Raw genomic sequence first — 25,949 nt, forward strand, 5'->3', positions numbered from 1 at the left:
GCTATATGCGCCGACTGACACTCAGTCTTCGCGAGCAAGCCCGCTCCCACATTGGTTTTTTGTTTCATTCAATAGGAGAGGGCATGCGCGATTACAAGTGGCTGCACGAATACTGTCTGAACCGCTTCGGTTCGGCGGCTGAACTGGAAGCCCATCTGCCCGTTCCCAAAACTCCCGCGCAACTGCGCAAGATCAGCGACGATCGCTACCTCTCGACCATGGCCCTGCGCGTGTTCCGCGCCGGACTCAAGCACAGTCTGGTGGACGCCAAGTGGCCGGCCTTCGAAGAAGTGTTCTTCAAGTTCGACCCGGAAAAAGTCGTGCTGATGAGCGCCGAACACCTTGAGCGCCTGATGCAGGATGCGCGGATCATCCGCCACCTGGGCAAGCTCAAGAGCGTGCCGCGCAACGCGCAGTTCATCCTTGATGTCGAGAAAGAGAAGGGCAGTTTCGGCGCGCTGATCGCCGACTGGCCGGTGACCGATATCGTTGGTCTGTGGACCTACCTGAAAAAGCACGGGAGTCAGTTGGGCGGGTTGTCGGCGCCACGCTTCCTGCGCATGGTCGGCAAGGACACCTTCGTGCCGAGTTACGACGTGGTCGCCGCGCTGAATGCACAGAAGATCGTCGACAAGGTGCCAACCAGCCTGCGCGATCTGGCGATTGTGCAGAACGCGTTCAACCAGTGGCATGAACAGAGTGGCGGTCGGCCGATGAGCCAGATTTCGATGATGCTGGCGTACACCGTCAATCACTGACATCGAGTCGCTTCAATCGCTGGCAAGCCAGCTCCCACAGGATCCTTGTTGAATCACAATTCTGTGATCGACACAAAAACGGTGGGAGCTGGCTTGCCAGCGATAGCGATCTGTCAGGCGACGGAAATCTCGCCTTCGCCCGCCAGTTTGCGATTCAACTGATACCGCCACCGCACATACAGCAACGCCGAGCAGAACACTGCCAGGCTCGCCACCATTTCCAGCACCCCGAACAGCTGCCGGCTCGGGTCATACGCTGCCAATGCGCCTTTGATGAAATACAGATTCACCACAAAGCACATCCACGAATGCGCTCGGGCACTGCCCATGATCATTCCCGGTGCGAGGACGATCCACGGGATCAGCTCGATCAACAGAATCACCCACGGTCGGGCACCATGCAGGTTGGCGAATGCCAGATAGTAGGCGGCGAGCAGCCCGGCGAGGCCGAAGAAGCACAGCAGGCTGATGGCCCGCATCGCTTTCACGCGCGGTTCGAGCCACTCGATGGAAGGCAGGACTTTCGGCTTCCTGGCCACGCTCAGCCCTCCAGTTTTTGCGCGGTTTTCGCCAGGCGTGCGCCGAGTGCGCGACACAGTGCCATCTCGTGCTGATCAAGACCTTTTTTGCCATCAGCCCCGGCGTGGTGGCTGGCGCCATACGGCGTGCCGCCGCCCTGGGTTTCCAGCAGCGCCGACTCGCTGTACGGCAGGCCGGTGATCAGCATGCCGTGGTGCAACAGCGGCAGCATCATCGACAGCAGGGTGGTTTCCTGGCCGCCGTGCAGGCTGGCGGTGGAGGTGAACACGCCAGCCGGTTTGCCGACCAGCGCGCCGGTCAGCCACAGGTTGCTGGTGCCGTCGAGGAAGTACTTGAGCGGTGCAGCCATGTTGCCGAAGCGGGTCGGGCTGCCAAGAGCGAGACCGGCGCAGTTCTTCAGGTCATCGAGGGTGGCGTAGAGCGCGCCTTCGTCGGGAATGTCCGGAGCCACCGCTTCACACTCGGTGGAAATCGCCGGCACGGTACGCAGACGTGCTTCGAGGCCGGCCTGTTCGACCCCGCGGGCAATCTGCCGCGCCATTTCGTTGGTCGAGCCGCTGCGGCTGTAATACAGCACCAGAATGTAAGGCGCGCTCACGGCAACAACTCCAGCACATTTTCCGGCGGACGACCGATCACGGCTTTGTCGCCGACTTCAAGAATTGGCCGTTCCATCAGTTTTGGATGCTGAGCGATGGCGTCGATCAATTGCGCTTCGCTGAGGCTCTCGTCAGCCAGCTGAAGCATTTTGTATTCATCTTCTCCGCTGCGCAGCAACTGACGCGCGCTGATCCCGAGCTTGCCGAGCAAGGCCTTGATCTGCGCGGCGTTCAGCGGCGTTTCCAGGTAACGCACCACGTTCGGGGTCAGGCCACGGGCCTCAAGAAGTTCCAGCGCGCCGCGGGATTTCGAGCAGCGCGGATTGTGATAAAGCGTCAGATCGGTCATGGCGGGTCGCTTCTGGCGTAAAGTGGCGGCTATTCTAACTGTGCAGCGCGCAATCCAGAACCTTCAGAGGCGATGGGTCGCAGGCGCCTTCAATTTTTGACCAGGGAACATGACATGACACGGCGATTGGCAGCGGCATTGACGATAATCGGGGCGTTGATGCTGGGGGGCTGCGGCAACGACTACGGCATTGACCAGAACGGTCAGAAAGTCGCGTCCGAGCGTCTGGACAAGCAATGGGTAGTGCTCAATTACTGGGCCGAGTGGTGCGGCCCGTGCCGCACGGAAATTCCCGAGCTCAATCATTTGGCTGAAGAACTCAAGAGCAAGAATGTGGGTGTGTTCGGGGTCAACTTCGACAACGTCCAGGGTGAAGACCTGAAAAGCGCCAGCGAGAAACTGGGCATCAAGTTCACCGTGCTGGCGCAGGATCCGGCGGACCTGTTCGACCTGCCGCGCAGTGAGGCCTTGCCGGTGACCTACATCATCGACAACAAGGGCAAGGTGCGCGAGCAATTGATGGGCGAGCAGACGGCGGCGGGGGTGATGGCCAAGCTGGAGGCGTTGCAGGCGACAAAATGAGCTGAATGGGCTTTTGTGGCGAGGGAGCTTGCTCCCGCTGGGCGGCGAAGCAGCCCCAAACCCTGCTGACTCGGTGTCTGTGACAACGTGCGGTTGACGATTTTGCGACTGCTGCGCAGCCGAGCGGGAGCAAGCTCCCTCGCCACAGTAAATGGCGTTCAAAAAAAGATCGCAGCCTGCGGCAGCTCCTACAGGTGTACACATGACCTTGTAGGAGCTGCCGCAGGCTGCGATCTTTTTTGCGGCTGAACGATCAGCCCTCTTCCAGCCACCAGCGCAGCGGCTTGCCTTCGGCCGGCCAGAAGCGCATCTGTTCGATCGGCGAGATGTCCCAGCGCTCGACACCTTGCAGCGCCTGCAGGAAGCGTTGTTCCTGCTCCATCAGCGCCGGCGCGCAGAGTTTGCGGGTCTTGCCGATCGGGCCGAAGCTCAGCTTGTCGCCGTCGAGGGTGTACGGTGCGAACCAGTGGTTGCAGCCGCCATTGCCATACGCGCGGCCATCGTCGCCGAGGGTCACGGTCAGATGGCTGTAATCCATCAATGGCCGCTCGCCGATCCATTCCAGAATGTAGCTGCGGTTCTGCTGCAATTGCACCGGCTCTGCGGCGCAGCCCACCAGAGCGGCACCGACCAGCAGCGGCAGGGCAAGGCGTTTCATCACGCAGGCTCCTGGCATTTCGGGCACAGATGCTTGTCGCCGACGGCTTTCCAGCCCAGCTCGGCGATGCGCGCCGTGGCGGCCGGTTTCTCGGCGGTCTTGCCCAGCTTGGCGTCCACCGCGAACTCGAAGTTCAGCTCTTTGGCGCAGCTGTCGCAGTTGACCTGCCAGGTGTGGATCGCCAGTTCACCGAATACCGGGCCGGTGGTCATTGCGGTCCATTGGCCCGGCGGATTGATCAGGTGGCGCACGGTGTCGACGGTCAGTCGCATGGACAAGTCCTTGCTGCCTTTGAGAGTGACCAACAGGACGTCACCGTTGCGGATCGAGCCACCGTTGCCGGTGACCTGATAGCGGCCCGGTACGAGGGCGCGGCATTCGGTGAGGGTGTGTTGCGGGTTCATCAGGGTGTAGCGGAAATCGTGTTCGACCATGGGTCCTCCAAATCTGCGCGACATGCTAGCACGGGCTGGATTACAGGATGGCGTACGTGTGCGACCTTCGATCCGGTTCAAATCGGCTGGCGCTCATGGCAAACTGCCGCCCTTCACTCTGAGGGAACGGAACATGGCGCTGATCGAATGTTATGAATGCAAGCGGAGCATCAGCTCTGAAGTCAAGGCGTGCATTCATTGTGGTGCTCCGATGGCGCAGCAACACCCGCACACACCGGCGCAAGCCGCCGCGACGATTTCATTTGGCAGCCTGCCGCGCAACAAATCCGTGCCCGAGGCGTTTATCCCGCCAGCAGCCCCTGAGCCCGCGCCGCGAGTTTCACCGGCGGCGGTCGGTCGCCGCCGTCGGCAACCGGAACCCGCACCTCAACTTCAAGCCAACGCCGACGGTTCGCGTCCGGTGGAAGGCTGGTTGAAAATCATGGTGTTTCTGTTGCCGATGGTCTTTGTCTGGTTCCTGCTGCGTAACGGCCACTCGATGAAGCAGCGCTTTTTCGGTTTTGGCTGGCTGGCGCTGTTGATCCTGGCCTCGTCGCTGTCGCCGAAGTAAACCGGCAAGCCTTCAACCCTCGACCTGGTTCTGCGGCGCGCCTGCGGCCCAGGTCGCGATGTTGTGCAGGGTGGTCGCGGCAATCGCGCCCAGCGCCTCGTGAGTCAGAAACGCCTGATGCGCGGTGATGATCACATTCGGGAAGGTCAGCAGCCGTGCCAATACGTCGTCCTGCAACGGCAAGTCGCTGCGATCCTCGAAAAACAGCTGCGCCTCTTCTTCATACACATCCAGTCCCAGATAGCCCAGTTGGCCGTCCTTCAAGGCGTCGATCAGCGCCGGCGTGTCCACCAGCCCGCCGCGTCCGGTGTTGATCAGCATCGCCCCCGGTTGCAGGTGTGCCAGTGACTCGCGGTTGATCAAGTGTTTGCTCTGGGCGTTGAGCGGGCAGTGCAGGCTGATGATCCGTGACTGCGCGAGCAGCTCCGGCAGACTCAGGTAACGTGCGCCCAAGGCCACCACCTCGGGGTTTGGATACGGGTCGAAGGCCAGCAATTCACAACCGAAACCGTGCATGATTTTCGCGAACGTCGCGCCGATCTGCCCGGTGCCGACAATCCCCACGGTTTTGCCCACCAGATCGAAACCGGTCAGGCCGTGCAGGGTGAAATCGCCTTCGCGGGTGCGGTTGTAGGCGCGGTGCAGGCGCCGGTTGAGCGCCAGAATCAGCGCCACCGCATGTTCGGCCACCGCATGCGGCGAGTAGGCCGGGACCCGCACCACGGCCAGTCCGAGGCGTTTTGCTGCGAGCAGGTCGACGTGGTTGTAGCCCGCCGAGCGCAGGGCGATCAGCCGCGTGCCACCAGCGGCAAGGCGCTCCAGCACCGGCGCACTGAGGTCATCGTTGATGAAGGCGCAGACCACCTCATGCTGGTCGGCCAAAGCAGCGGTGTCGAGACTGAGCCGGGCCGGCTGAAAGTGCAGTTCTATCCCGGCCGGGCAGGCGGCGCCGAGGAAGCTGTCGCGGTCGTAGGTCTGGCTGCTGAAAACGAGCGTGCGCATGAATTCCTCCTGGAACGGGGTGGCGAGTCAGCGTTGACGGCCACCACTTTAACGGCGGATGCCGTTGCCGGCATTGCCGTGGATCAGGCGCTGATCCTGGCTTGGGTCGCGAGGCGATTGATCGCCCGCTCCAGCTCTTCCAGCGCCGCCACGGCTTTGGGATCGCCCTGTTTGAGCAGGGTTTCACTGCGCTGACAGGCCGCGCGTAATTGTGGGACGCCGCAATACCGGGTCGCGCCGTGCAGGCGATGCACGCGCTCGATCAATGCGTTCTGATCACGCGCTTCACTGGCGGCGCGAATCGCTTCGCGGTCGGCTTCCAGCGAGGCGAGCAGCATGGCCAACATGTCCGCCGCCAGATCGGCCTTGCCGGCGGCCAGACGCAGGCCTTCTTCGTGGTCGAGCACCGGCAACTCATTGGCGCCCGCCGCGCTGTCGCTGGCCCGCTCCGTCCCCTGATTGCGCAAGGCCAGACCGGTCCATTTCAGCACCACTTGCGCCAGTTGCCGTTCGCTGATCGGTTTGGTCAGGTAGTCATCCATGCCGCTTTGCAGCAGGGCGCGTTTTTCGTTGGCCATGGCATGAGCGGTGAGGGCGACGATCGGCAGCGGCGTGCAATGCCGTTCGCTTTCCCACTGGCGGATGGTTTCGGTGGTCTGGCGTCCGTCCATGCCCGGCATCTGCACGTCCATCAGCACCAGATCGAAGGACTCGCTCTGCACCGCTTTGACCGCCGCGTAGCCGCTTTCCACCGCAAGCACCTTGGCGCCCATGTCTTCGAGCAGGGTCTGCACCAGCAACAGGTTGGCCGGGTTGTCGTCGACGCACAGCACTTTCGGTGCGCGACTCGACAGCGGTTCGCCCGGCTCGTTGCGCGGCTGGCGCGGATTGGCCAGATCCGCCAGCGCCCGACGCAATTTGCGCGTGCAGGCCGGTTTGGCCTGCAGCTGGCTGTGTGGGTTGGGCACCGAGAGATGGAACAGCGTCTGTTCGGTGGTCGGGCACAGCACCAGCACTTTGCAACCCAGGTGTTCCAGATCCCAGATGTGCTGGTTCAGGCGCTCCGGGAGCATGTCGTTGCTGGTGATGCCGAGCACCGCAAGGTCGATGGCCTGATCGGTCTGGTGCGCGCCGGTGACGCCGTTGGTCAGGCTCTCCAGGGTATTGAACGGCGTGACGTCGAGGCCGCAGTCTTCCAGTTGATGCTGCAACGCCTGACGCGCCAGTTCGTGATTTTCCAGCACCGCCACACGCCGTCCGAGCAGCGGCGGGGCCGGCAGGTCTTCGCTGTCGTCGCGGGCTTTCGGCAGGCTCAGGCTGATCCAGAACTCCGAGCCTTCGCCCGGGGTGCTGTCGACGCCGATTTCGCCGCCCATCTGTTCGATCAGGCGCTTGGAAATCACCAGCCCCAGACCGGTGCCGCCGGGCTGGCGCGACAGCGAGTTGTCGGCCTGACTGAAGGCCTGGAACAACGCGCGCACATCCTGACTCGACAGGCCGATGCCGGTGTCCTGAATGCTGATGCGCAACTGCACGCTGTCTTCATGCTCTTCTTCAAGCATGGCGCGGGCGACGATGGTGCCTTCGCGGGTGAATTTGATCGCATTGCTGACCAGGTTGGTGAGGATCTGTTTCAGGCGCAGCGGATCGCCGACCAGCGACAGCGGCGTGTCGCGATAGACCAGACTCACCAGCTCCAACTGCTTGGCGTGGGCCGCCGGCGCCAGAATCGTCAGAGTGTCCTGCAACAGGTCGCGCAGGTTGAACGGGATATGGTCGAGCACCAGTTTGCCGGCCTCGATCTTCGAGAAGTCGAGGATCTCGTTGATGATCCCGAGCAGGCTGTCGGCAGACTTTTCGATGGTGCCCAGATAGTCGAGCTGGCGCGGGGTCAGCTCGCTTTTCTGCAACAGATGCGTGAAACCGAGAATGCCGTTGAGCGGGGTGCGGATCTCGTGGCTCATGTTGGCGAGGAACTCGGATTTGATCCGGCTCGCTTCCAGTGCCTCTTTGCGCGCCAGATCCAGTTCGATGTTCTGGATCTCGATGGTTTCCAGATTCTGCCGCACGTCTTCGGTAGCCTGATCGACGCTGTGCTGCAGTTCTTCGCGAGCGTTCTGCAGCGTGCCGGCCATACGGTTGATGCCCGAGGCCAATTCGTCCAGCTCCTGACTGCCGAGCGGTGGCAGACGGGTTTCCAGATGACCGTCCTTGAGCTGGGCGACCGCGTGTTTGATCTGGCTCAGCGGGCGGTTGATGGTGCGGCCCATGCGCAACGCGAGCAGGGCCGCGCCGGCCAGGCCAGCGGCGATCAGCAAAAGGCTGGCAAACAGGCTGCGATAACCGCGCAGCAGCATGCCGTTGTGCGACAGCTCCAGTTCGACCCAGCCGAGCAGGCGCTCGGACTCTTGCGGGATGACGTCGCCGGCAAGGTTGCGATGCTTGCCGAATACCGGCATCAGGTAACGGGTGGCGTCATTGCCGCTGCGCCGTTGCAGTTGCGCACTGTCGCCGCTGGGCGCCTGATTGAGCATGGTCGGGCCGGCGTGCGCCAGCGGTGTGCGGTCGGGGGCGAGGAAGGTAACGGCGCGCACGTCAGGCTGTTCGAGGGACTGGGTGGCGATGCGTTCGAGCAAATCGGTGTTGCCGTGGCCCATGGCGGGCGCCACCAGCGGCGCCAGTTGCTCGGCGATCATTTCACCGCGCTGCATCAGTTGGGTCTGCAGATCGGACTGTTGCATCCAGGTGAAATAGCCCCCGAGGACCAACGCCATCAGGCTGGTCGGCAACAGGGTCAGCAACAATACGCGACCTTTGATTCCCAGTTTCTTGAGCACACCCATCTCCTGCATCCCGCTGAACTGTTGACTCGCACGTGCATCCGGCACGCGACATGGGCGCAGTGTAGCGATTTGCAGGCAGGCAATCTTCGGAAAAATCATCTCGGCATCGGTCAGCAGGTCACGGTTCGTTTGTCCGGCCGGTCAACCTTGGGTTGCCCGATGGCGGGCAATCTTGAATAATCGGCCAACTGAGAATTATTTGCAGATACTCATGACTCTTGTCTCCATCGATTCGCCACGCATTCTTGCCATCGAGGACGACCCGGTGCTGGGCGCCTATGTTCACGAACATCTGGGCCGCAGCGGCTTTGCGGTGACCTGGTGCCAGAACGGTCAAGAGGGGCTGAACATCGCCCGTCACCAGCCGTTCGACGTGGTGCTGATGGACATTCTGTTGCCGGGGCTCGACGGCCTGAAGGTGCTGACGCAATTGCGTCAAAGCCATTCGACACCAGTGCTGCTGATGTCGGCGCTGGGCGCCGAGGCCGATCGCATCAGCGGTTTTCGCCTGGGCGCCGATGATTACCTGCCCAAGCCGTTCAGCATGGCCGAGCTGCATGTGCGGATCGAAGCGATCCTGCGCCGGGTGGCGCTGGATCGGCGCCCGGCAGCCATTGCACCGGCGGCGATCCACGGCGCGCTGCGTTTCGACGACGAACAATGCGAAGTCTTCTATAACGCGCAAGCCGCCGGCCTGACCCGAAGCGAATACCGTTTGCTGGAAACCCTCAATCGCAACGACGAAGAAGTGCTGAGCAAGGCTTTCCTTTATCAGCACGTTTTGCAGCGCGGCTACGCGGCCCACGACCGCAGCCTCGACATGCACATCAGCCAGATCCGCCGCAAACTCAAGGCCATCGGTTACACCGAACGGGAAGTGCGCACGGTGTGGGGCAAGGGTTATGTGCTGAGTGCGTCCGATGAAAGTCTCTGACCTGCCGGGACGGCATTCGCTGTTCTGGAAACTGGCGTGTCTGCTGGTGGCGTTCTGTCTGCTGATGATCTGGCTCAGTTGGTCGTGGGGCCGTTACATGGAGGAGCGCAACCAGTTCCTCTCCGACGAGGCACGCGGCACGCTTAGTCGCTATGCCGGCGAAGCCGAGCGGGCGTGGCAACGCGGCGAGCGTGACGGGGTCGATAACTGGTTGCAGAGCATGGAGCTGCGCGAAGCCGCATGGGTCGGGGTGATCGACCGCAATCTGCAGTCGATGAGTAGCGAGCCGCTGAATGAACAGGAAATCCAGCACCTGACCTTTTTGCGCGGCCTCGACTGGCCGATCCACAAGAAGGGCCGGCCGTGGCTGCGGGTGCCGTTTCCCCAGGACCCGTCTGCCGGCAGTCTGGTGATCGAGTTGCCCGAGCGATTCCTGCCGGGGAAATACCGGGTGTTCTGGCGGGTGATCACCAACGGGGTGATTCCGGGGCTGTTCACCTTGCTGCTGTGTGTCGGCCTGTATCGCTTGCTGGTGGTGCCGCTGAACAACTTGCGCGAACAGGCCAATGCCTGGCGCGCCGATCAACTGAATGTGCGCCTGTCGAGCGGCATTACCCAGCGCCCGGACGAACTCGGCGAGCTGGCCCGGGCCTTCGACTCGATGTCCGAACGCCTGCAATCCACCGTCGCCCTGCAACAGCAACTGCTGCGTGATTTGTCCCACGAGCTGCGCACGCCGTTGAGTCGGCTGCGGGTGGCCAGTGAGAGCGAGCAGGATCTGTTGCAACTGCGCGAACGCATCGGCCGTGAAGTCGACGGCATGCAACGGCTGGTCGAAGACACCCTGCAACTGGCGTGGCTCGACACCGAGCGTGCGCCGTTGCCGGACGAAGCGATCCAGATTCAGGCGCTGTGGGAGATGCTCACCGATAATGCCTGTTACGAAAGCGGCTGGCCAAGTCTGCAATTGCAGTGTGCGGTGCCGGCGTCGTGCTGGGTGCGCGGCAACCTCAATACTTTGGCCCAAGCGCTGGAGAACATTCTGCGCAACGCCATTCGGCATTCGCCCGAGGGCGGCATCGTGCGCCTCGATGGACGGCGTGACGGCGATTACTGGCATTTGTGGCTGGAGGATCAGGGCGGCGGGGTGGCCGAGGGCGATCTGCAACGGATCTTCTCACCCTTCACCCGCCTCGACGGCTCGCGCCCGGGGGATGGCGGTTTTGGTCTGGGGTTGAGCATTGCCAGGAATGCGGTGCAAAGGCAGGGCGGGATGTTGTGGGCGGAGAATGCCGGGGCAGGGTTGCGCCTGAATTTGCGCCTGGCGGCTGACGATGATGTCGCATCGACTGATGCTATCGCGAGCAGGCTCGCTCCTGCACTGGAACTCGTTTCGCCGCCGAACGTGTGAACAACGCAGGTCTCCTGTAGGAGTGAGCCTGCTCGCGATGGGGAATTTCGCCTCACCGCTGTCAGCCCATGCGGGAGGGTTCGCGTATTTTTGTACGACCTTTCCTAAAGGACTTTATCGACGTTTTAACCCGTCCTTGACCGTTTATTCTCGGGGCTCCGCTCGTCCTCAAGGAACTGGTCATGACTGCAGCTGACATCCCCGGCAATACCTCCGATAACCGTTTCAATGAAGTACTGGCGCTGATTCAGAACGCCAGGCAGCAAGCCGTGCAAGCAGTAAATACTCAACTGATCGAGTTGTACTGGCAGGTGGGGGGGTACATCAGTCGCAAGATCGCTCGCGCTGAGTGGGGCGCTGCGGTGGTTAGGCAACTGGCCGAACATCTGGCTCGAACGCAGCCAGGGCTGCGTGGGTTTACCCGTTCGAACTTGTTCCGCATGTGCCAGTTCTACGAGACTTATCACGCTGAAGAAAAAGTCGCACCACTGGTGCGACAATTGTCTTGGTCTCACAATTTGATCATTTTCAGCCAAAGCAAACGTCCAGAAGAACGCGAGTTCTACGTCCGCATGGCGATTCAGGAAAAGTGGTCAAAGCGCGAACTCGAACGCCAGCTCAAGGCTGCGCTCTTCGAACGCAGTGTCACCCAGCCAGCAAAGGCTTCTGCTGTCCTCAAACAGACTCATCCCGCTGCGCTCGAGATCTTCCGTGACGCCTACATGGTCGAGTTTCTCGATCTGCCCGGCGTGCACGCCGAAACCGATCTGCATCGAGGTTTGCTAGGGCGACTGAAGGAATTTCTGATCGAGTTGGGGCGCGATTTCTGCTTCGTCGGTTCGGAGTATCCGGTGCAAGTGGGCGGCCGTGATTTCGCCCTTGATCTGCTGTTCTTCCATCGTGGGCTCAACTGTCTTGTCGCCATCGAGCTCAAGGTCGGACGTTTTGAGCCTGAATATCTGGGCAAGCTAAATTTCTACCTTGAAGCGCTGGATCGCGGTGTTCGCAAACCTCACGAGAATCCGGCCATCGGCGTATTGCTGTGTGCCAGCAAGGAGGATGAGGTCGTCGAGTACGCCCTCAACCGCAGCTTGTCTGCGGCGCTGATCGCGGAATATCAGGTGCAGTTGCCAGACAAACAATTGCTGCAAGCCAAATTGCACGAGTTCTATGCGATGAATGTCGCAGGGCAAGAGGAAGGCTGAGTTCTCTGCTTATTCCCAGAAACCATAAGCACCGCACTTTGCGTGATATGGCCTGCGAACGTTTGCCGGTATGATAGGCGCCCCCGCACGTCTGGATTGCGAATACGCCATGACCCTGCAGTACCCAACCATCGCCGATTGCGTCGGCAACACTCCGCTGGTGCGTTTGCAGCGCCTGCCCGGTGCCACCAGCAACACTCTGTTGCTCAAGCTCGAAGGGAACAACCCGGCGGGTTCGGTCAAGGACCGTCCGGCGCTGTCGATGATCACCCGTGCCGAACTGCGCGGGCAGATTCACGCCGGCGACACGTTGATCGAAGCGACCTCGGGCAACACCGGGATTGCGCTGGCCATGGCCGCCGCGATCAAGGGTTACAAGATGATCCTGATCATGCCGGACAACTCCAGCGCCGAGCGCAAGGCGGCGATGACCGCTTACGGTGCCGAGCTGATTCTGGTCAGCCAGGAAGAGGGCATGGAAGGCGCTCGCGATCTCGCCCAGCGCATGGAAGCCGAAGGCCGTGGCAAGGTGCTCGATCAGTTCGCCAACGGCGACAACCCGGAAGCGCACTACACCACCACCGGCCCGGAAATCTGGCGTCAGACCCAGGGCACCATCACCCATTTCGTCAGTTCGATGGGCACCACCGGCACCATCATGGGCGTGTCGCGCTACTTGAAAGAGCAGAGCGACAGCGTGCAGATCATCGGGCTGCAGCCGATGGAAGGCTCGGCCATTCCCGGCATTCGTCGCTGGCCGCAGGAATACCTGCCGAAGATCTATCAGGCTGACCGCGTTGACCGCATCGTCGACATGGCGCAAAGCGAAGCCGAGGACGTCACCCGACGTCTGGCCCGCGAAGAAGGCATCTTCTGTGGCGTGTCCTCGGGCGGTGCGGTGGCAGCGATGCTGCGCCTGTCCAGAGAAGTTGAAAACGCGGTGATCGTCGCGATCATCTGCGACCGTGGCGACCGTTATCTGTCGACCGGCATTTTCGACGCGCCCAACTGATGGCCAGGCATGAGAGAGGCCTGCGCTTCCAGCCCACCGGCGGCAGCAAGGCCACGCAAATCCCGACCGGCAAAAAGCAGCGCTTGAACATCGAGCGCTTGGCCAATGACGGTCGCGGCATCGCGTTTTTCGAAGGCAAAACCTGGTTCGTCCTCGGTGCCCTCGCCGGTGAAGAAGTCGAGGCGCGGGTGCTTGGCGCCCACGGCAAAGTGGTCGAGGCGCGCACCGAGCGCGTGTTCAAGGCCAGCGAGTTGCGTCGCCCAGCAGCCTGTCAGCACGCCGGTCGTTGCGGTGGCTGCAGCGTGCAACACCTGCCCCACGCCGAACAGCTTGCCCTGAAACAGCGCATGCTCGCCGAGCAGTTGTCGAAGGTTGCAGGCGTTGCGCCTGAAGAATGGGCGGCGCCGTTGACCGGTCCGGAATTCGGCTATCGCCGCCGCGCGCGGATTGCCGTGCGCTGGGACATGAAGGCGAAGCAGCTTGAAGTCGGTTTCCGCGCCGCTGGCAGCCAGGACATCGTCGCCATCAATGAATGCCCGGTGCTGGTACAGCCCTTGCAACCGATCATGACCCGTTTGCCGGAAATGCTCCGTCGTTTGAGCAAACCGCAGGCGCTGGGGCATGTCGAGTTGTTCAGTGGTTCGTCGCTGGCGGTGTTGTTGCGTCACATGGCGCCGCTGTCGGAAGCCGACCTGACGATTCTCAAGGATTTCTGCCAGTTCCATGCAGCGCAACTGTGGCTGCATGGCGCAGGCGAGCCGCAACCGGTGGATGCCACGCAGTCGCTTGGCTATCGCCTGGAACAGTGGGATCTGGGTCTGGCCTGGCGGCCAGGGGACTTCATTCAGGTCAACGCCGGGGTTAATGAGGCGATGGTCGCGCAGGCGCTGGACTGGCTGAAGCCGAGCGGTGACGAGCGCGTGCTCGACCTGTTCTGCGGTCTGGGCAACTTCGCCTTGCCACTGGCCAAAAGCGTACGTGAAGTGGTGGCGGTGGAGGGCGTGCAGGCCATGGTCGATCGTGCCGCTGCAAACGCTGCTAGCAACAATTTGCATAACACAAAGTTTTTTCAAGCCGATTTATCCCAGCCTTTGACCGATGCCCAGTGGATCGGAAACGGCTTTTCTGCGGTACTCTTGGACCCACCGCGTGACGGTGCTTTCGAGGTGGTGCGCAAGCTCGCGACCCTGGGTGCCAAACGGCTGGTCTACGTGTCGTGCAACCCTGCAACTCTGGCGCGCGATACGGTCGAATTGATCAAGCAGGGCTACCGGTTAAAACGTGCCGGGATTCTCGATATGTTTCCTCAGACGGCGCATGTCGAGGCCATGGCGTTATTTGAAGCGAGCCAGGATGGCTCGTCTGAATCCGTCTGACCTGTCCGGGCGGCGCTCGCTTTAGCCCCGCGAGCGCATACGGGCGTTGAGGGTCAGCGATTTGACGCATTGAATCTGCGTCGTAGGGAAGGTAAAGCAGCATGGTACAGGTGAGAGCACACCAGCCGATCAACACTGACGGCAGTATCAATCTCGAGGCTTGGCTCGATCATGCGGTCAGTGTCGACATGGCACTGGATCGCGAAGCCTTGAAGGAAGCCTGCGAGTTCGCTCGCGAGGCCGAACAGCAGTCCAATGCCAAGAAGAATCTGTGGGCCGAAGGCTCCGGCAGTTTCAGCACGGGACTGGAGATCGCCGAGATCCTCGCCGATCTCAAACTCGATCAGGATTCGCTGGTCGCGGCGGTGCTGTATCGCGGCGTGCGCGAAGGCCAGATCGAGCTCGCGGCCGTCGGCCAGCGCTTCGGCCCGGTGGTGGCCAAGCTGATCGACGGCGTGCAGCGTATGGCGGCGATCAGCGCCAGCCTCAGCCCGCGCCAGTCGATGGTGATGGGCACCCAGGGCCAGGTGGAAAACCTGCGCAAGATGCTGGTGGCGATGGTCGATGACGTTCGCGTCGCGCTGATCAAACTGGCCGAACGTACCTGCGCCATTCGTGCGGTGAAAACCGCCGATGACGAGAAGCGCAACCGCGTCGCCCGGGAAGTTTTCGACATCTATGCGCCGCTCGCGCATCGACTTGGCATCGGTCATATCAAGTGGGAACTGGAGGATTTGTCCTTCCGGTACCTGGAGCCCGATCAATACAAACAGATCGCCAAGCTGCTCCACGAGCGGCGGCTGGACCGCGAGCGGTTCATCAGCGATGTGATGACCCAGCTCAAGGATGAATTGCAGGCCACCGGCGTCGACGCCGACATCAGTGGCCGGGCCAAACACATCTATTCGATCTGGCGCAAAATGCAGCGCAAGGGTCTGGAATTCAGCCAGATCTACGACGTGCGCGCCGTGCGCGTGCTGGTGCCGGAAATGCGCGACTGCTACACCGCGCTCGGCATCGTCCACACCCTGTGGCGGCACATCCCGAAAGAATTCGACGACTACATCGCCAACCCGAAAGAGAACGGCTACCGCTCGCTGCACACCGCGGTAATCGGCCCGGAAGGCAAGGTGCTGGAAGTACAGATCCGTACGCACTCGATGCACGAAGAGGCCGAACTCGGCGTCTGCGCGCACTGGCGCTACAAGGGCACCGACGTCAAATCCGGCTCGAACCACTACGAAGAGAAAATCTCCTGGCTGCGTCAGGTGCTCGAGTGGCACGAGGAGCTGGGCGATATCGGTGGTCTGGCCGAACAGCTGCGGGTCGATATCGAACCGGACCGGGTCTACATCTTCACCCCGGACGGCCACGCCATCGACTTGCCGAAAGGCGCGACGCCGCTGGATTTTGCCTACCGCGTGCACACCGAAATCGGTCACAACTGCCGTGGCGCGAAGATCAACGGGCGGATCGTGCCGCTCAACTACAGCCTGCAGACCGGTGAACAGGTCGAGATCATCACCAGCAAGCACGGCACGCCGAGCCGCGACTGGCTGAACCCGAACCTGGGTTACGTCACCACCTCGCGGGCGCGGGCGAAGATCGTCCACTGGTTCAAGTTGCAGGCCCGTGACCAGAACGTCGCGGCCGGTAAAACTCTGATCGAACGCGAACTCAATCGCCTCGGTCTGCCGGCGGTGGACTTCGACAAGCTGGCCGAAAAGGCCAACATGAAAACCGCCGAAGACATGTTCGCCGCTCTCGGTGCCGGCGACTTGCGTCTGGCGCAACTGGTCAACCTGGCGCAGCAACTGGTCGAGCCGGAACGCGGCAACGAACAGCTGGAGCTGATCCCGCGCAAGGCCACCGGTTACAAGCCGGGCAAGCGCGGCGACATTCAGATTCAGGGTGTCGGCAACCTGATGACGCAGATGGCCGGCTGCTGCCAGCCGCTGCCGGGCGACGCGATCGTCGGCTATATCACTCAGGGGCGTGGCGTGAGCATTCACCGTCAGGACTGCGCCTCGGTGCTGCAACTGGCCGGGCGCGAGCCGGAGCGGATCATTCAGGTCAGCTGGGGCCCGGTGCCGGTGCTCACCTATCCGGTGGACATCGTCATTCGCGCCTACGACCGTTCCGGTCTGCTGCGTGACGTCTCGCAGGTGCTGCTCAACGAGCGCATCAACGTGCTGGCGGTCAACACCCGCTCGAACAAGGAAGACAACACCGCGCTGATGTCGCTGACCATCGAGATCCCCGGGCTGGATGCACTGGGGCGCTTGCTGGGGCGGATCTCGCAGTTGCCGAACATCATCGAGACGCGGCGTAACCGTACCCCGTGATGAGATCACGATCCCTGTGGGAGCTGGCTTGCCAGCGATTGCATCACCTCGGTTTTCCTGAGAGACCGAGTTGTTTGTATCGCTGGCAAGCCAGCTCCCACAGGTTCTTGTAGAGACAGACAGATGTATTCACTTGAAGACCTGCTCCACCTGATGAACCGTCTGCGCGACCCGCAGTACGGTTGCCCGTGGGACATCAAGCAAACCTACGCGACCATCGTCCCGCACACCCTCGAAGAAGCCTACGAAGTGGCTGATGCCATCGAGCGCGGCGACTTCGATCACTTGCAGGGCGAGCTGGGTGATCTGCTGTTTCAGGTGGTCTATTACAGCCAGTTGGCCAAGGAAGAAGGGCGCTTCGAATTCGCCGGAGTGATCGACAGCATCACCCGCAAACTGATCCGCCGTCATCCGCATGTGTTTCCCACCGGCGATCTGTATGCGCCGCTGGATGTGCCGCGCCTGAGCGAAGAGCAGGTCAAGCAGCGCTGGGAAGAGATCAAGGCCGAAGAACGCGCCGAGAAATCCGCCGCGCCCGAGCAGCTGTCACTGCTCGATGACGTACCGGCCGCGTTGCCGGCACTGTCGCGTTCGGCGAAGTTGCAAAAGCGTGCCGGGCAGGTCGGGTTCGACTGGCCGGATGCGTTGCCGGTGTTGGACAAGGTGCGTGAAGAGCTCGATGAAGTGCTCGAAGCCATGTCCGAAAACGATGCAGAGGCGGTGGCTGACGAGATCGGCGACCTGCTGTTTTCCGTGGTCAATCTGGCCCGGCACCTGAAGGTCGATCCGGAAACCGCGCTGCGTGGCGCCAACGCGAAGTTTGAAAGACGTTTCCGTTTTATCGAACAGGCATTGCGCGACACCCGTCGTCCCATGGAAGATTGCACCCTCGAAGAGTTGGACGCCCTGTGGGGTGAAGCCAAACGTCAGGAAAAGAATTTGCCCAGCTGCGGCTGAGCCGTTGCCCAAGTGAGTAAGCATTAATGAGCCTTTCCCTTCGCGACCAGTTGCTCAAAGCAGGCCTGGTCAACCAAAAGCAGGCCAAGCAGGTCAGCAAAGACAAGCAGAAGCAACAGCGTCTGGCCCACAAAGGGCAGGCTGAGCTGGATGATTCGCAGCAGCGCGCCGCTCAGGAAGCCATGGCCGAGAAGGTCAAGCGCGACCAGGAACTGAACCGCCAGCAGCAGGAGAAAGCCGAGGCCAAGGCCCGTGCCGCGCAGGTCAAGCAGCTGATCGAAGTCTCGCGTCTGCCGAAGCTGACCACCGAGGATTACTACAACTTCGTCGACGACAAGAAGGTCAAGCGAATCTCGGTCAACACGCTGATGCGCAACAAGCTCAGCAGCGGTTCGCTGGCGATCGTGCACCATGCCGGCGGCTACGAAGTGATCCCCCGTGAAGCGGCCCTGAAGATCCAGGAGCGCGACCCGCAGCGCATCGTCCAGCTCAACGTGCAGACCGAAGAGGTCAATGCCGAGGACGATCCGTACGCGGCCTATCAGATCCCTGATGACCTGATGTGGTAAACCGATAAAGCTGTAACAACCCAAACTGTGGCGAGGGAGCTTGCTCCCGCTTGGGGCGCGAAGCGGCCCTTGTTTTTGAAACAGGGCCTCCTGCGCAGTCCAGCGGGAGCAAGCTCCCTCGCCACAGGTTCAATATTCGCCTAAGCGGATTTCAGATCCCGTTGCTGTTCCTGCAGTTCCAGCTCGGCTTTGTAATTGTGGGCGTCGATCTCGTTGTGGAACATGCCGACCAGCAAGTCTTGTTGATGCACATCCCAGATCCGTACGCCGGCGGCTACGCCTTCATGGGACATGTGTGAATCGTCGCGTTCAGTTACTTTTACAGTCATCTGCTAGCTCCAAATCTCAAGTTATCTGCAGCAAGGCGTGTGCAGGACTCTTTTATATGATTTGTTAGCTTGCTAAGTAAACGCTTGATTTGCGCAAGGTGTTGTTGCGGTTTTTGCAACAGTGCTGCAGGCCGCTGAATCCGCGACATTCGGTCGCAGGGGGCAAAGTTTCATGACAGAAGTTTCATTTTCAACCCCACGCAACCCTATGTAGGAGCTGCCGCAGGCTGCGATCTTTTGATCTTGTTTTTTAAAAATCGAAGTCAAAAGATCGTCCGATCGCGGCCCGAGCCTTCGGCAGCTCCTACAGGGGTAATGCGTTTCTCGGTAATTTCTCCAGGCCAAAAAAACGCCCCGAACCAGTCGGGGCGTTTTCATGTGTGGCTCAAGCCTGGGGAATTACTTGCCTTCCCAGCGCTTCAGCACCAGCGTGGCGTTGGTGCCGCCGAAGCCGAAGCTGTTGCTCATCACGGTGTTGATGGTGGCGTTCTCGCGGGTCTTGGTCAGCACCGGCAGATCGGCCACTTCAGGGTCCAGTTCGTCGATGTTGGCGGAACCGGCGATGAAGTTGCCTTCCATCATCAGCATGCAGTAGATCGCTTCGTGAACGCCGGCGGCGCCCAGGGAGTGACCGGACAGGCTCTTGGTCGAGCTGATCGCTGGAGCCTTGTCGCCGAACACTTCACGCACACCTTTCATTTCCGCGACGTCGCCGACCGGAGTCGAGGTGCCGTGGGTGTTCAGGTAGTCGATCGGTGTGTCGACGGTGGACATTGCCATCTGCATGCAGCGGATCGCGCCTTCGCCACTTGGGGCAACCATGTCGTAGCCGTCGGACGTTGCGCCGTAGCCAACGATTTCGGCGTAGATCTTGGCGCCACGGGCCAGCGCGTGTTCCAGCTCTTCAACCACGACCATGCCGCCACCGCCAGCGATGACGAAACCGTCACGGTCAGCGTCGTAGGCGCGGGAGGCTTGTTCCGGGGTGTCGTTACGCTTGCTGGACAGGGCGCCCATCGCGTCGAACAGGAACGACTGGCTCCAGTGCTCTTCTTCACCGCCACCGGCAAAGACGATGTCCTGCTTGCCCATCTGGATCTGTTCCATGGCGGTACCGATGCAGTGAGCACTGGTGGCGCAGGCAGAAGCGATGGAGTAGTTCAGGCCCTTGATCTTGAACGGCGTGGCCAGGCATGCGGAAACGGTGCTGCTCATGGTCCGCGTTACACGGTATGGGCCAACGCGTTTCACGCCTTTTTCGCGCAGGATGTCCAGCGCTTCCATCTGGTTCAGGGTCGACGCGCCGCCGGAGCCGGCGATCAGGCCGGTACGCGGGTTGGACACTTGCTCTTCGGTCAGGCCGGAGTCAGTGATCGCGTCTTTCATGGCCAGGTAGGCGTAAGCCGCTGCGTGGCCGACGAAACGATAGATCTTGCGATCGATCAGTTCTTCAAGGTTGAGGTCGATGGAGCCGGAAACCTGGCTACGCAGACCCATTTCAGCATATTCCGGGTTGAACCGGATGCCAGGGCGGCTTGCACGCAGGTTAGCGGAGACGGTCTCTTTGTCATTGCCCAGGCACGAAACAATGCCCAGACCAGTGATAACGACGCGGCGCATGCGAATAACCCTTAGAAGTTGTCAGTGGAGGTGAACACGCCGACGCGAAGGCCTTCGGCGGTGTAGATTTCGCGACCGTCGACAGTCACCGAACCGTCGGCGATGGCCAGGTTCAGCTTGCCCTTGAGGACGCGTTTGATATGAATGTTGTAGGTGACTTTCTTGGCGGTCGGCAGGACCTGGCCGAAGAATTTCACTTCGCCCGAACCCAGCGCACGGCCACGGCCCGGCAGGCCTTGCCAGCCCAGGAAGAAGCCGACCAGTTGCCACATGGCATCCAGACCCAGGCAGCCCGGCATCACCGGATCGCCTTCGAAGTGGCACGCGAAGAACCACAGGTCCGGGTTGATATCCAGCTCGGCGACCAATTCACCTTTGCCGTACTTGCCGCCTTCTTCGCTGATCAGGGTGATGCGATCCACCATCAGCATGTTCGGGGCGGGCAGTTGCGCGTTACCTGGGCCGAACAGCTCACCGCGACTGCAGCGCAGCAGGTCTTCCCGAGTAAAGGCGTTTTGTTTGGTCATGCGAGCTCCTCAATAATCCCATGCGGCAGGTGGGGCAAAACTTCCCGGCCGATCGACGCGTTCATGCCTCGTACCGGCAGCCTACTCATAGACTATTGCGTTGTGGTGAAAGTCACAGCACCAAGGACATGAATGTACACTTGTGCACTGAAATTTTTATTCAAGCCTCTTTTGAGGCTTGTTCGGGTGCCTAAGACTGCCGCACTTTCGCTTTTCACGCCAGTCGCAGATGGTCGAAAAACCGTCACTACTGGACCCAGCGCTGCAGAATCTGTTGTAGGTCATTGCGTTTGAACGGCTTCGCCAGGTAATCGTTCATGCCCGCCGCAAGACAGGTTTCACGGTCGCCCTGCAAAGCATTGGCGGTCAGCGCGATGATCGGCACCTCGCCGCGTCCGGGCAGTTGGCGGATCTGCCGGGTCGCCTCGTAACCGTCGATGATCGGCAGCCGGCAGTCCATCAGAATCACTTCGAAAGCATTGCCTTCAGCACTGCGCACCGCTTGCGCGCCATCGGTGGCGACGCTGACGGTAAACCCAAGGCTGCGCAGCATCGCTTCGATGACCGTCTGGTTGACCGGGTTGTCCTCCACCAGCAACACATTGCGTCCTTCGCCATGCCCATTGCCGTTGCCCGCGCGCGGTGGTGCCAGCTGCGGCAGCGTCTGTTTATATAAGGCCAGCGGGATTTCCAGGGTGAACACCGACCCCAGACCTTCTTCGCTTTGCGCGCGCAACGTCCCGCCCATGCGTTCGGCCAGGGTGCGGGCGATCGGTAAACCGAGACCGGTGCCGCCATAGCGTCGGGAAATCGAACTGTCGGCCTGCTGGAACGCATTGAACATCAACTCCAGACTTTCCGGGGAGATGCCGATGCCGCTGTCGCGCACCGAGCAGGTGAACCACAGCAGTTCGTGGTCCAGCGACTGCCACTGCGCCTCGATGCTGACCCGGCCACGCTCGGTGAACTTCAAGGCATTGCCCACCAGATTGACCAGAATCTGCCGGATCCGCGTCGGATCGCCCTGCACCTGCAAGTCGCGCATGTCCTCGGGGATCCGCAGGTTCAGGTCCAGGCCACGCTGCACTGCGCTGTGCTGGAACGACTGGGCACACGCGCCGATCAGGTCGGCGAGGTTGAATGGAATGTGCTCAAGCTCCAGCTCCGAGCGTTCGATCCGCGAGAAGTCGAGAATGTCATTGATGACTTTCAGCAGGTGTTCGGTGGACTCGGAAGCGAGCGCCGCGTACTCGATCTGCTCCTCGGTCATGTCCGTGGTTTCCAGCAACTGCAACATGCCCAGCACACCGTTCATGGGGGTGCGCAGTTCGTGACTCATCATCGCCAGAAAATCGGATTTGGCGTTGTTGGCCTTTTCCGCTTCCTCGCGGGTCTGGATCAGTTGCGCCATCGCCTGGTGCTGTTCGCGGCTGGCCTGCTCCAGTGCCTGGGCGAGGTTATTGATGTGCTGCGACAGGGCGCCCAATTCGGTGTCATCGACGATCGGCAGCGGGGTCTTGTAGTCGCCTTGCTGAATCGCCTTGACCGCGTTGCCGATATCGCGGATCGGCGCTGACAGACTGCCGGCCAGACGCCGCGCCAGAACAAACGTGAAGAGCAGGGCGAACAGCGCCAGAATCCCGGCCTTGAGTAGAATTTCCTGTTGGCGCTGACTGAAGGCATCGTTGGACAGACCGACGATCACCCGGCCCAGATAGTCCTCGCTGGTCACGTTGTTGCTGGCCTTGGCGTCGTGGAAAAAATCGCTGTTGAGGGCGATCCGTTGCAGGCGCACCGGGGCCTGGAACACCTCGACCTGATGCGGGCGGTTGTGCGCGTCGGCGGCTTGTTCAACGTAGGCGAGAATCCGGTTGGCGCTGTCCTGCACTTCCAGAAAACGCACGTTGGGTGTGGCCAGGGTCGCTTTGAGCAGGCTTTCCAGCACTTCGTTGTTGCCGGAAATCACTCCGTATTCGGTGGCGGGCGCCAGTTGGTTGGCGATCAGTTGCCCGGTGTGATTGAGCTCCTGCCGTAAATCCTGAATTCGTACGAAGGTAAAGAAACTGATCAGCAGCAGCGTGAGCAGCAAGGCCGGGCCGAGGCTGATCAATTGCGTGCGGGTGTTGATGTCCCAGCGGCGACGCAGATTCATGGGTGGCTTTCTCCTTCAGCCAACTGGCGGGCAACAGACACTTCATCGATTGGCTCGATACCCAGTGAACGAGCGACCTGCGCATTACTTGAAACTTTGAAACGATCGGGGTAGAGCGTGCGCGGCCACGTTGCCGGCGGGCGATCCAGCAACTGGTCGAGGATCGCCAGCCAGTCAGGCTGATCGCTGTAAGTGCTGGCGAGGCTCCCTGCGCGTACGAACGCCGCGTTCGGCCCGACCAGCGCCACTTGCCGGGAGTAACTGCTCAGCAGCAGGTTTTTTGCGGTTTTCGGGTTGTACAGATCGGGATCGTCGAGGCCCAGCAACACATCACTGTTTCTCAGCACGCTTTGCAACGGGCGACTGTCCTGGGTGTTGTGCCAACGCTGGCTGACGATTTGCAGATTCAGCGGCTCTGCGGCGTGGTGCAGCTCCTTGAGCAGAAATTCGCTGTGCTGATCGAACAGCACGCCGACCCGCCGCACCTGCGGCAGAATCCGCCGAATCAGTTGCAGTTGCCGCCCCAACGGCGGGTCGCTCCACAACAGACTCAAGTGCGGCGGTTGTGCGCCACCCAGGCGTTGCCGCGCTTGCAATCGGCTGATGCGCAACACCAGCGTCGCCGGCCCCTGGGACTCCTGCAGGCGCCAGTCGAGGCTGGGCAGGTCGAGCAGAATCATTCGCAGGTTGCTCGGCAACTTGCCCGGCGTCGGCAGGCTGGCCAAAGGCTGGAACCGCACGTTGTCAGTGGGGCGTAGCTCGCTTAATGCCTGGACGAAGGCCTGCACGCCAGGGCTTTCTTCGGCGCCGGTCAACAGAATGTCGGCCGCTTGCACCGCCACGCCGTGCAGCCACGCGGTCAAAAACAGACAGACACCGGCCAGCCAGTGGCCAAGGGTTGGCGTCTTGTTCAGCGTGCCGTAGCGCACCCTAGAACTCCAGCTCGGCGCTGAAGTACAGCACCCGGCGTTCGTCGTAATTGTTGTCGACGAAAGTGGTCGGCTGGTTGTCGAGCCGCTGTTGCAGCACGCCGGCCAATTGCAGTTGCGCCTTGCCCAGCGGGATGCGTTTGGCGATGCGCGTGTCGACCCGTTCGAAGCGGTAGCCGTTGAGCGCGTTGTCGCCGTAATAGAACAGGGCGCTGTTCCAGCCGTGGCCCCAGTCGCGCAGCCAGCCGGCAGAACCGCTGTTGCGCGAGGTAAATTGCTGATCCAGCGGATTGCTCGCCTCGGCATCGACGTAGGCATAGGTCAGGCGCAAGCGATCGATCAGGCTCAGGCGCCAGTCGAGCTGGGTTTCGGTGCCGCGAAAGCGTGAGCTGTTGGCGTTGCTGGCGATGTACTGGTTGTTGCGCAGCGGCTCGCTGATCATCCCGGTGATTTCGTCGTAGAACAGCTTCACGTCCACGGCCAGCCCCAGCTCGGCGAAATAGCCGTTGTAGCCCAGTTCGCGCGAGCGCATGTGTTCCTGATCCAGATCACCCGGGCCACGGGTCTTGACGAAGTAGCGCGCCGAAGACTGACCGTAGGCCGAGGGGCGCAGGTTGCTCACCTGATAGCTCCAGTTGACGTTGTTCTCGAACATGTCCGGCGAACGGATCGCCTCCGAGTACACGGCGCGCAGGCCATGGCGCGGGTTGATCAGATAGTTGACGGCGAATCTTGGCGTCAGCGAGCTGCCGATCAGTTGAGTGTTTTCGAACATCGCGCCGCCCTGCAACAGCCAATGTTCACTGGCGCGCCACTCCAGTTGGCCGAACGCGCGCCAGGTGGTGTCGTCCAGCGTGCCGTTGAAGTAGGTCTCGGAGTCGGCCCGGTCGTAACGATAGTTCATGCCGCTGACCAGCCGCAGGCTGTCGGACAGACTGAGGGTGTCCTGCAATTCGAGGTCGTAGCGCGACTCGCGGGCGCTTTGATCGATGTCGCCGCACAGGGTCTGGCTGGCACCGTTGCGCCATTGATCCAGCACCTGATTGGCCAGGGCCATTTCCTGCGGCGTTCCGGCTTCCGGACCGGGGCCGGTGAAGCGGTTGATGTTGCGCGCCAGGCGTTCGGTGTAGTTCGGGTTGAGTTGCCACAGCTGGGTCAGTTGCGGGCTGAACGACACTTCGGCATCGCAGGCGCGCCACACCTGCTGGCGATCCCAATGCTGGGCCGAGCCTTGTATATAAAGGCTGTGTTCGGGGTTGATGTCGAGATTCCAGCGCACCGAGCCGGCGTAATCCTTGGCGACCACGTCGGAATTGTTCCCGGCAGCGGTAATCCCCGAGAACACCGGACGGTAGGTGTAGGGCCGCTGGTTGCTGCCGTCCTTGGCGTTGACCTGCCAGTCGAGGCTCTGGTTGTCGCTCAGGGTCTGGCTGACGGCGAGACTGAAGCGGTTCAAGCGACGGCTGTCGCGGTAATCGGCGCCGGTGCGGTCGCTGTCAAAACCGTCGTCCTCCTGGCCGGACAGCGACAGGCGCAGATCACCGCCGTTCCACCCCGTGCCCTGGCTGGCGTAGAAGTCGTTGATGCCGCGCTGGCCACGGGTGTACTTCAGGCGCGTGCCGTGGCTGTCCGCCGGGTTGCGGGTGATGATGTTGACCACCGCCATCAGTGCGTTGGCGCCGTAGCTGACGGTGTTCGGCCCACGGAAAACCTCGATGCGCTCGATGTCTTCCATGGCCACCGGAATGTCGCTCCAGTCCACCGTGGCCAGGCCTGCGCGGTACACCGAGCGGCCATCGATCAGCACCTGCATGCGCCGCGCTTCACTGGCATTGGTTCCGTGATAATTGACCGCCGCCTGATTGCCGTTGATGTTGCCGACCATCATCCCCGGCACCAGCCGCAGCAGCTCGCTGATGTCTCGTGCACCGCTGGCGTTGATCAGCTCACTGTCGAGCACGGTCATGCTCCCTGGCACTTCCGCCGGCGTCTGCTTCAGGCGCGTGGCCGTCAGCACCTGCGGCAGCGCGTCGCTGTCGACAAACAGGTCGTCCGCCTGCAACACCGGGCTGAACAGCAGCGCCAGCAGCAGCGACGAACGCGAGGGGGGAGAGCCAAAAGACACGACACAGCCTTGATCACAGAGAATTGGCGCGCATGTTAACCGAGGACAGTGACTTTTCCAGTCACGATGCTGGCATTTTCCTCGGGTTTATTGGTCTTCTTCCTACAAGTGTCGGTAATTGA

The 25,949-nt window shown here is 61.3% G+C and carries 24 protein-coding genes; 11 read left to right on the plus strand and 13 right to left on the minus strand.

What is annotated here, in order from left to right; all coding sequences use genetic code 11:
- Nucleotides 1-83 precede the first annotated feature (83 nt).
- The gene (locus ACU680_RS03105; RefSeq protein ID WP_448178618.1) at nucleotides 84-758 is read left to right on the plus strand and encodes a DNA-3-methyladenine glycosylase I; all 675 of its coding nucleotides are present in this window, start codon (nucleotides 84-86) and stop codon (nucleotides 756-758) included.
- A 113-nt stretch (nucleotides 759-871) separates the two neighbouring features.
- Here ACU680_RS03105 and ACU680_RS03110 read toward each other — a convergent pair whose 3' ends face one another.
- From ACU680_RS03110 to arsC, 3 genes are read right to left on the minus strand one after another with little or no spacing between them, the layout of a single operon-like run.
- Nucleotides 872-1,297, minus strand: a complete 426-nt coding sequence (locus tag ACU680_RS03110; RefSeq protein ID WP_400764182.1) for a DUF2069 domain-containing protein — start codon at nucleotides 1,295-1,297, stop codon at nucleotides 872-874.
- A gap of 2 nt (nucleotides 1,298-1,299) precedes the next feature.
- Nucleotides 1,300-1,896, minus strand: coding sequence for an NAD(P)H:quinone oxidoreductase (wrbA, locus tag ACU680_RS03115; RefSeq protein WP_108592179.1), 597 nt, complete (start codon nucleotides 1,894-1,896; stop codon nucleotides 1,300-1,302).
- Nucleotides 1,893-2,246: an arsenate reductase (glutaredoxin) gene (gene arsC / locus ACU680_RS03120; protein ID WP_367085409.1), complete on the minus strand. Its 354-nt coding sequence runs from the start codon at nucleotides 2,244-2,246 to the stop codon at nucleotides 1,893-1,895. Before arsC ends, wrbA begins: the two co-directional genes overlap by 4 nt.
- A gap of 114 nt (nucleotides 2,247-2,360) precedes the next feature.
- On the opposite strand from arsC, the gene ACU680_RS03125 reads away from it, so the two are divergent.
- Nucleotides 2,361-2,828 carry a TlpA disulfide reductase family protein gene (locus ACU680_RS03125; protein ID WP_448178619.1) on the plus strand — a complete coding sequence of 156 codons (468 nt, stop codon included), beginning with the start codon at nucleotides 2,361-2,363 and terminating at the stop codon, nucleotides 2,826-2,828.
- A gap of 253 nt (nucleotides 2,829-3,081) precedes the next feature.
- Here ACU680_RS03125 and ACU680_RS03130 read toward each other — a convergent pair whose 3' ends face one another.
- Both ACU680_RS03130 and ACU680_RS03135 read right to left on the minus strand, forming a co-directional pair.
- On the minus strand, nucleotides 3,082-3,486 hold the full coding sequence (locus tag ACU680_RS03130; protein ID WP_007968709.1) for an META domain-containing protein: 405 nt from the start codon (nucleotides 3,484-3,486) through the stop codon (nucleotides 3,082-3,084).
- Nucleotides 3,486-3,920 carry a hypothetical protein gene (locus ACU680_RS03135; RefSeq protein ID WP_025112952.1) on the minus strand — a complete coding sequence of 145 codons (435 nt, stop codon included), beginning with the start codon at nucleotides 3,918-3,920 and terminating at the stop codon, nucleotides 3,486-3,488. The genes ACU680_RS03130 and ACU680_RS03135 overlap by 1 nt, the downstream gene beginning before the upstream one ends.
- 133 nt (nucleotides 3,921-4,053) lie before the next feature.
- On the opposite strand from ACU680_RS03135, the gene ACU680_RS03140 reads away from it, so the two are divergent.
- A complete protein-coding gene (locus ACU680_RS03140; RefSeq protein WP_448178719.1) occupies nucleotides 4,054-4,491 on the plus strand; it encodes a hypothetical protein in 438 nt (145 codons plus the stop codon).
- Between the two features lie 12 nt (nucleotides 4,492-4,503).
- Here ACU680_RS03140 and ACU680_RS03145 read toward each other — a convergent pair whose 3' ends face one another.
- Nucleotides 4,504-5,493 carry a 2-hydroxyacid dehydrogenase gene (locus tag ACU680_RS03145; RefSeq protein ID WP_448178620.1) on the minus strand — a complete coding sequence of 330 codons (990 nt, stop codon included), beginning with the start codon at nucleotides 5,491-5,493 and terminating at the stop codon, nucleotides 4,504-4,506.
- Nucleotides 5,494-5,576: 83 nt separating this feature from the next.
- Nucleotides 5,577-8,330: a response regulator gene (locus tag ACU680_RS03150; protein ID WP_367085404.1), complete on the minus strand. Its 2,754-nt coding sequence runs from the start codon at nucleotides 8,328-8,330 to the stop codon at nucleotides 5,577-5,579.
- Nucleotides 8,331-8,547: 217 nt separating this feature from the next.
- Here ACU680_RS03150 and ACU680_RS03155 point away from each other — a divergent pair, with 217 nt between their 5' ends.
- From ACU680_RS03155 to ACU680_RS03190, 8 genes are all read left to right on the plus strand, one after another.
- The gene (locus tag ACU680_RS03155) at nucleotides 8,548-9,270 is read left to right on the plus strand and encodes a response regulator transcription factor (RefSeq protein ID WP_367085403.1); all 723 of its coding nucleotides are present in this window, start codon (nucleotides 8,548-8,550) and stop codon (nucleotides 9,268-9,270) included.
- Nucleotides 9,257-10,681 (plus strand): histidine kinase sensor domain-containing protein, encoded by a 1,425-nt coding sequence (locus ACU680_RS03160; protein WP_448178621.1) that lies wholly within the window; start codon nucleotides 9,257-9,259, stop codon nucleotides 10,679-10,681. Before ACU680_RS03155 ends, ACU680_RS03160 begins: the two co-directional genes overlap by 14 nt.
- Before the next feature lie 182 nt (nucleotides 10,682-10,863).
- Nucleotides 10,864-11,886 carry a PDDEXK nuclease domain-containing protein gene (locus ACU680_RS03165; protein WP_448178622.1) on the plus strand — a complete coding sequence of 341 codons (1,023 nt, stop codon included), beginning with the start codon at nucleotides 10,864-10,866 and terminating at the stop codon, nucleotides 11,884-11,886.
- Nucleotides 11,887-11,995: 109 nt separating this feature from the next.
- Nucleotides 11,996-12,898 carry a cysteine synthase CysM gene (cysM, locus tag ACU680_RS03170; protein ID WP_177482390.1) on the plus strand — a complete coding sequence of 301 codons (903 nt, stop codon included), beginning with the start codon at nucleotides 11,996-11,998 and terminating at the stop codon, nucleotides 12,896-12,898.
- Nucleotides 12,898-14,274: a 23S rRNA (uracil(1939)-C(5))-methyltransferase RlmD gene (gene rlmD / locus ACU680_RS03175; protein WP_448178623.1), complete on the plus strand. Its 1,377-nt coding sequence runs from the start codon at nucleotides 12,898-12,900 to the stop codon at nucleotides 14,272-14,274. Before cysM ends, rlmD begins: the two co-directional genes overlap by 1 nt.
- 101 nt (nucleotides 14,275-14,375) lie before the next feature.
- A complete protein-coding gene (gene relA / locus ACU680_RS03180; protein ID WP_007968720.1) occupies nucleotides 14,376-16,619 on the plus strand; it encodes a GTP diphosphokinase in 2,244 nt (747 codons plus the stop codon).
- A gap of 123 nt (nucleotides 16,620-16,742) precedes the next feature.
- The gene (mazG, locus tag ACU680_RS03185) at nucleotides 16,743-17,576 is read left to right on the plus strand and encodes a nucleoside triphosphate pyrophosphohydrolase (RefSeq protein ID WP_400764163.1); all 834 of its coding nucleotides are present in this window, start codon (nucleotides 16,743-16,745) and stop codon (nucleotides 17,574-17,576) included.
- A 26-nt stretch (nucleotides 17,577-17,602) separates the two neighbouring features.
- Complete coding sequence (locus tag ACU680_RS03190) at nucleotides 17,603-18,145, plus strand: DUF2058 domain-containing protein (protein ID WP_007968960.1); 543 nt, start codon at nucleotides 17,603-17,605, stop codon at nucleotides 18,143-18,145.
- A 140-nt stretch (nucleotides 18,146-18,285) separates the two neighbouring features.
- Here ACU680_RS03190 and ACU680_RS03195 read toward each other — a convergent pair whose 3' ends face one another.
- From ACU680_RS03195 to ACU680_RS03220, 6 genes are all read right to left on the minus strand, one after another.
- Entirely contained in the window at nucleotides 18,286-18,474 is a 189-nt protein-coding gene (locus ACU680_RS03195) for a hypothetical protein (RefSeq protein WP_003227153.1), read from the minus strand.
- 399 nt (nucleotides 18,475-18,873) lie between these two features.
- The gene (gene fabB, locus ACU680_RS03200; RefSeq protein WP_007968959.1) at nucleotides 18,874-20,094 is read right to left on the minus strand and encodes a beta-ketoacyl-ACP synthase I; all 1,221 of its coding nucleotides are present in this window, start codon (nucleotides 20,092-20,094) and stop codon (nucleotides 18,874-18,876) included.
- 11 nt (nucleotides 20,095-20,105) lie between these two features.
- The gene (fabA, locus tag ACU680_RS03205; protein ID WP_003227150.1) at nucleotides 20,106-20,621 is read right to left on the minus strand and encodes a 3-hydroxyacyl-[acyl-carrier-protein] dehydratase FabA; all 516 of its coding nucleotides are present in this window, start codon (nucleotides 20,619-20,621) and stop codon (nucleotides 20,106-20,108) included.
- 247 nt (nucleotides 20,622-20,868) lie between these two features.
- A complete protein-coding gene (locus ACU680_RS03210) occupies nucleotides 20,869-22,773 on the minus strand; it encodes an ATP-binding protein (RefSeq protein WP_448178624.1) in 1,905 nt (634 codons plus the stop codon).
- The gene (locus tag ACU680_RS03215) at nucleotides 22,770-23,702 is read right to left on the minus strand and encodes an ABC transporter substrate-binding protein (protein ID WP_448178625.1); all 933 of its coding nucleotides are present in this window, start codon (nucleotides 23,700-23,702) and stop codon (nucleotides 22,770-22,772) included. The genes ACU680_RS03210 and ACU680_RS03215 overlap by 4 nt, the downstream gene beginning before the upstream one ends.
- A 1-nt stretch (nucleotide 23,703) precedes the next feature.
- A complete protein-coding gene (locus ACU680_RS03220; protein WP_448178626.1) occupies nucleotides 23,704-25,827 on the minus strand; it encodes a TonB-dependent receptor plug domain-containing protein in 2,124 nt (707 codons plus the stop codon).
- Nucleotides 25,828-25,949: the final 122 nt, after the last annotated feature.

It is taken from the genome of Pseudomonas sp. LF020 (assembly GCF_053456425.1).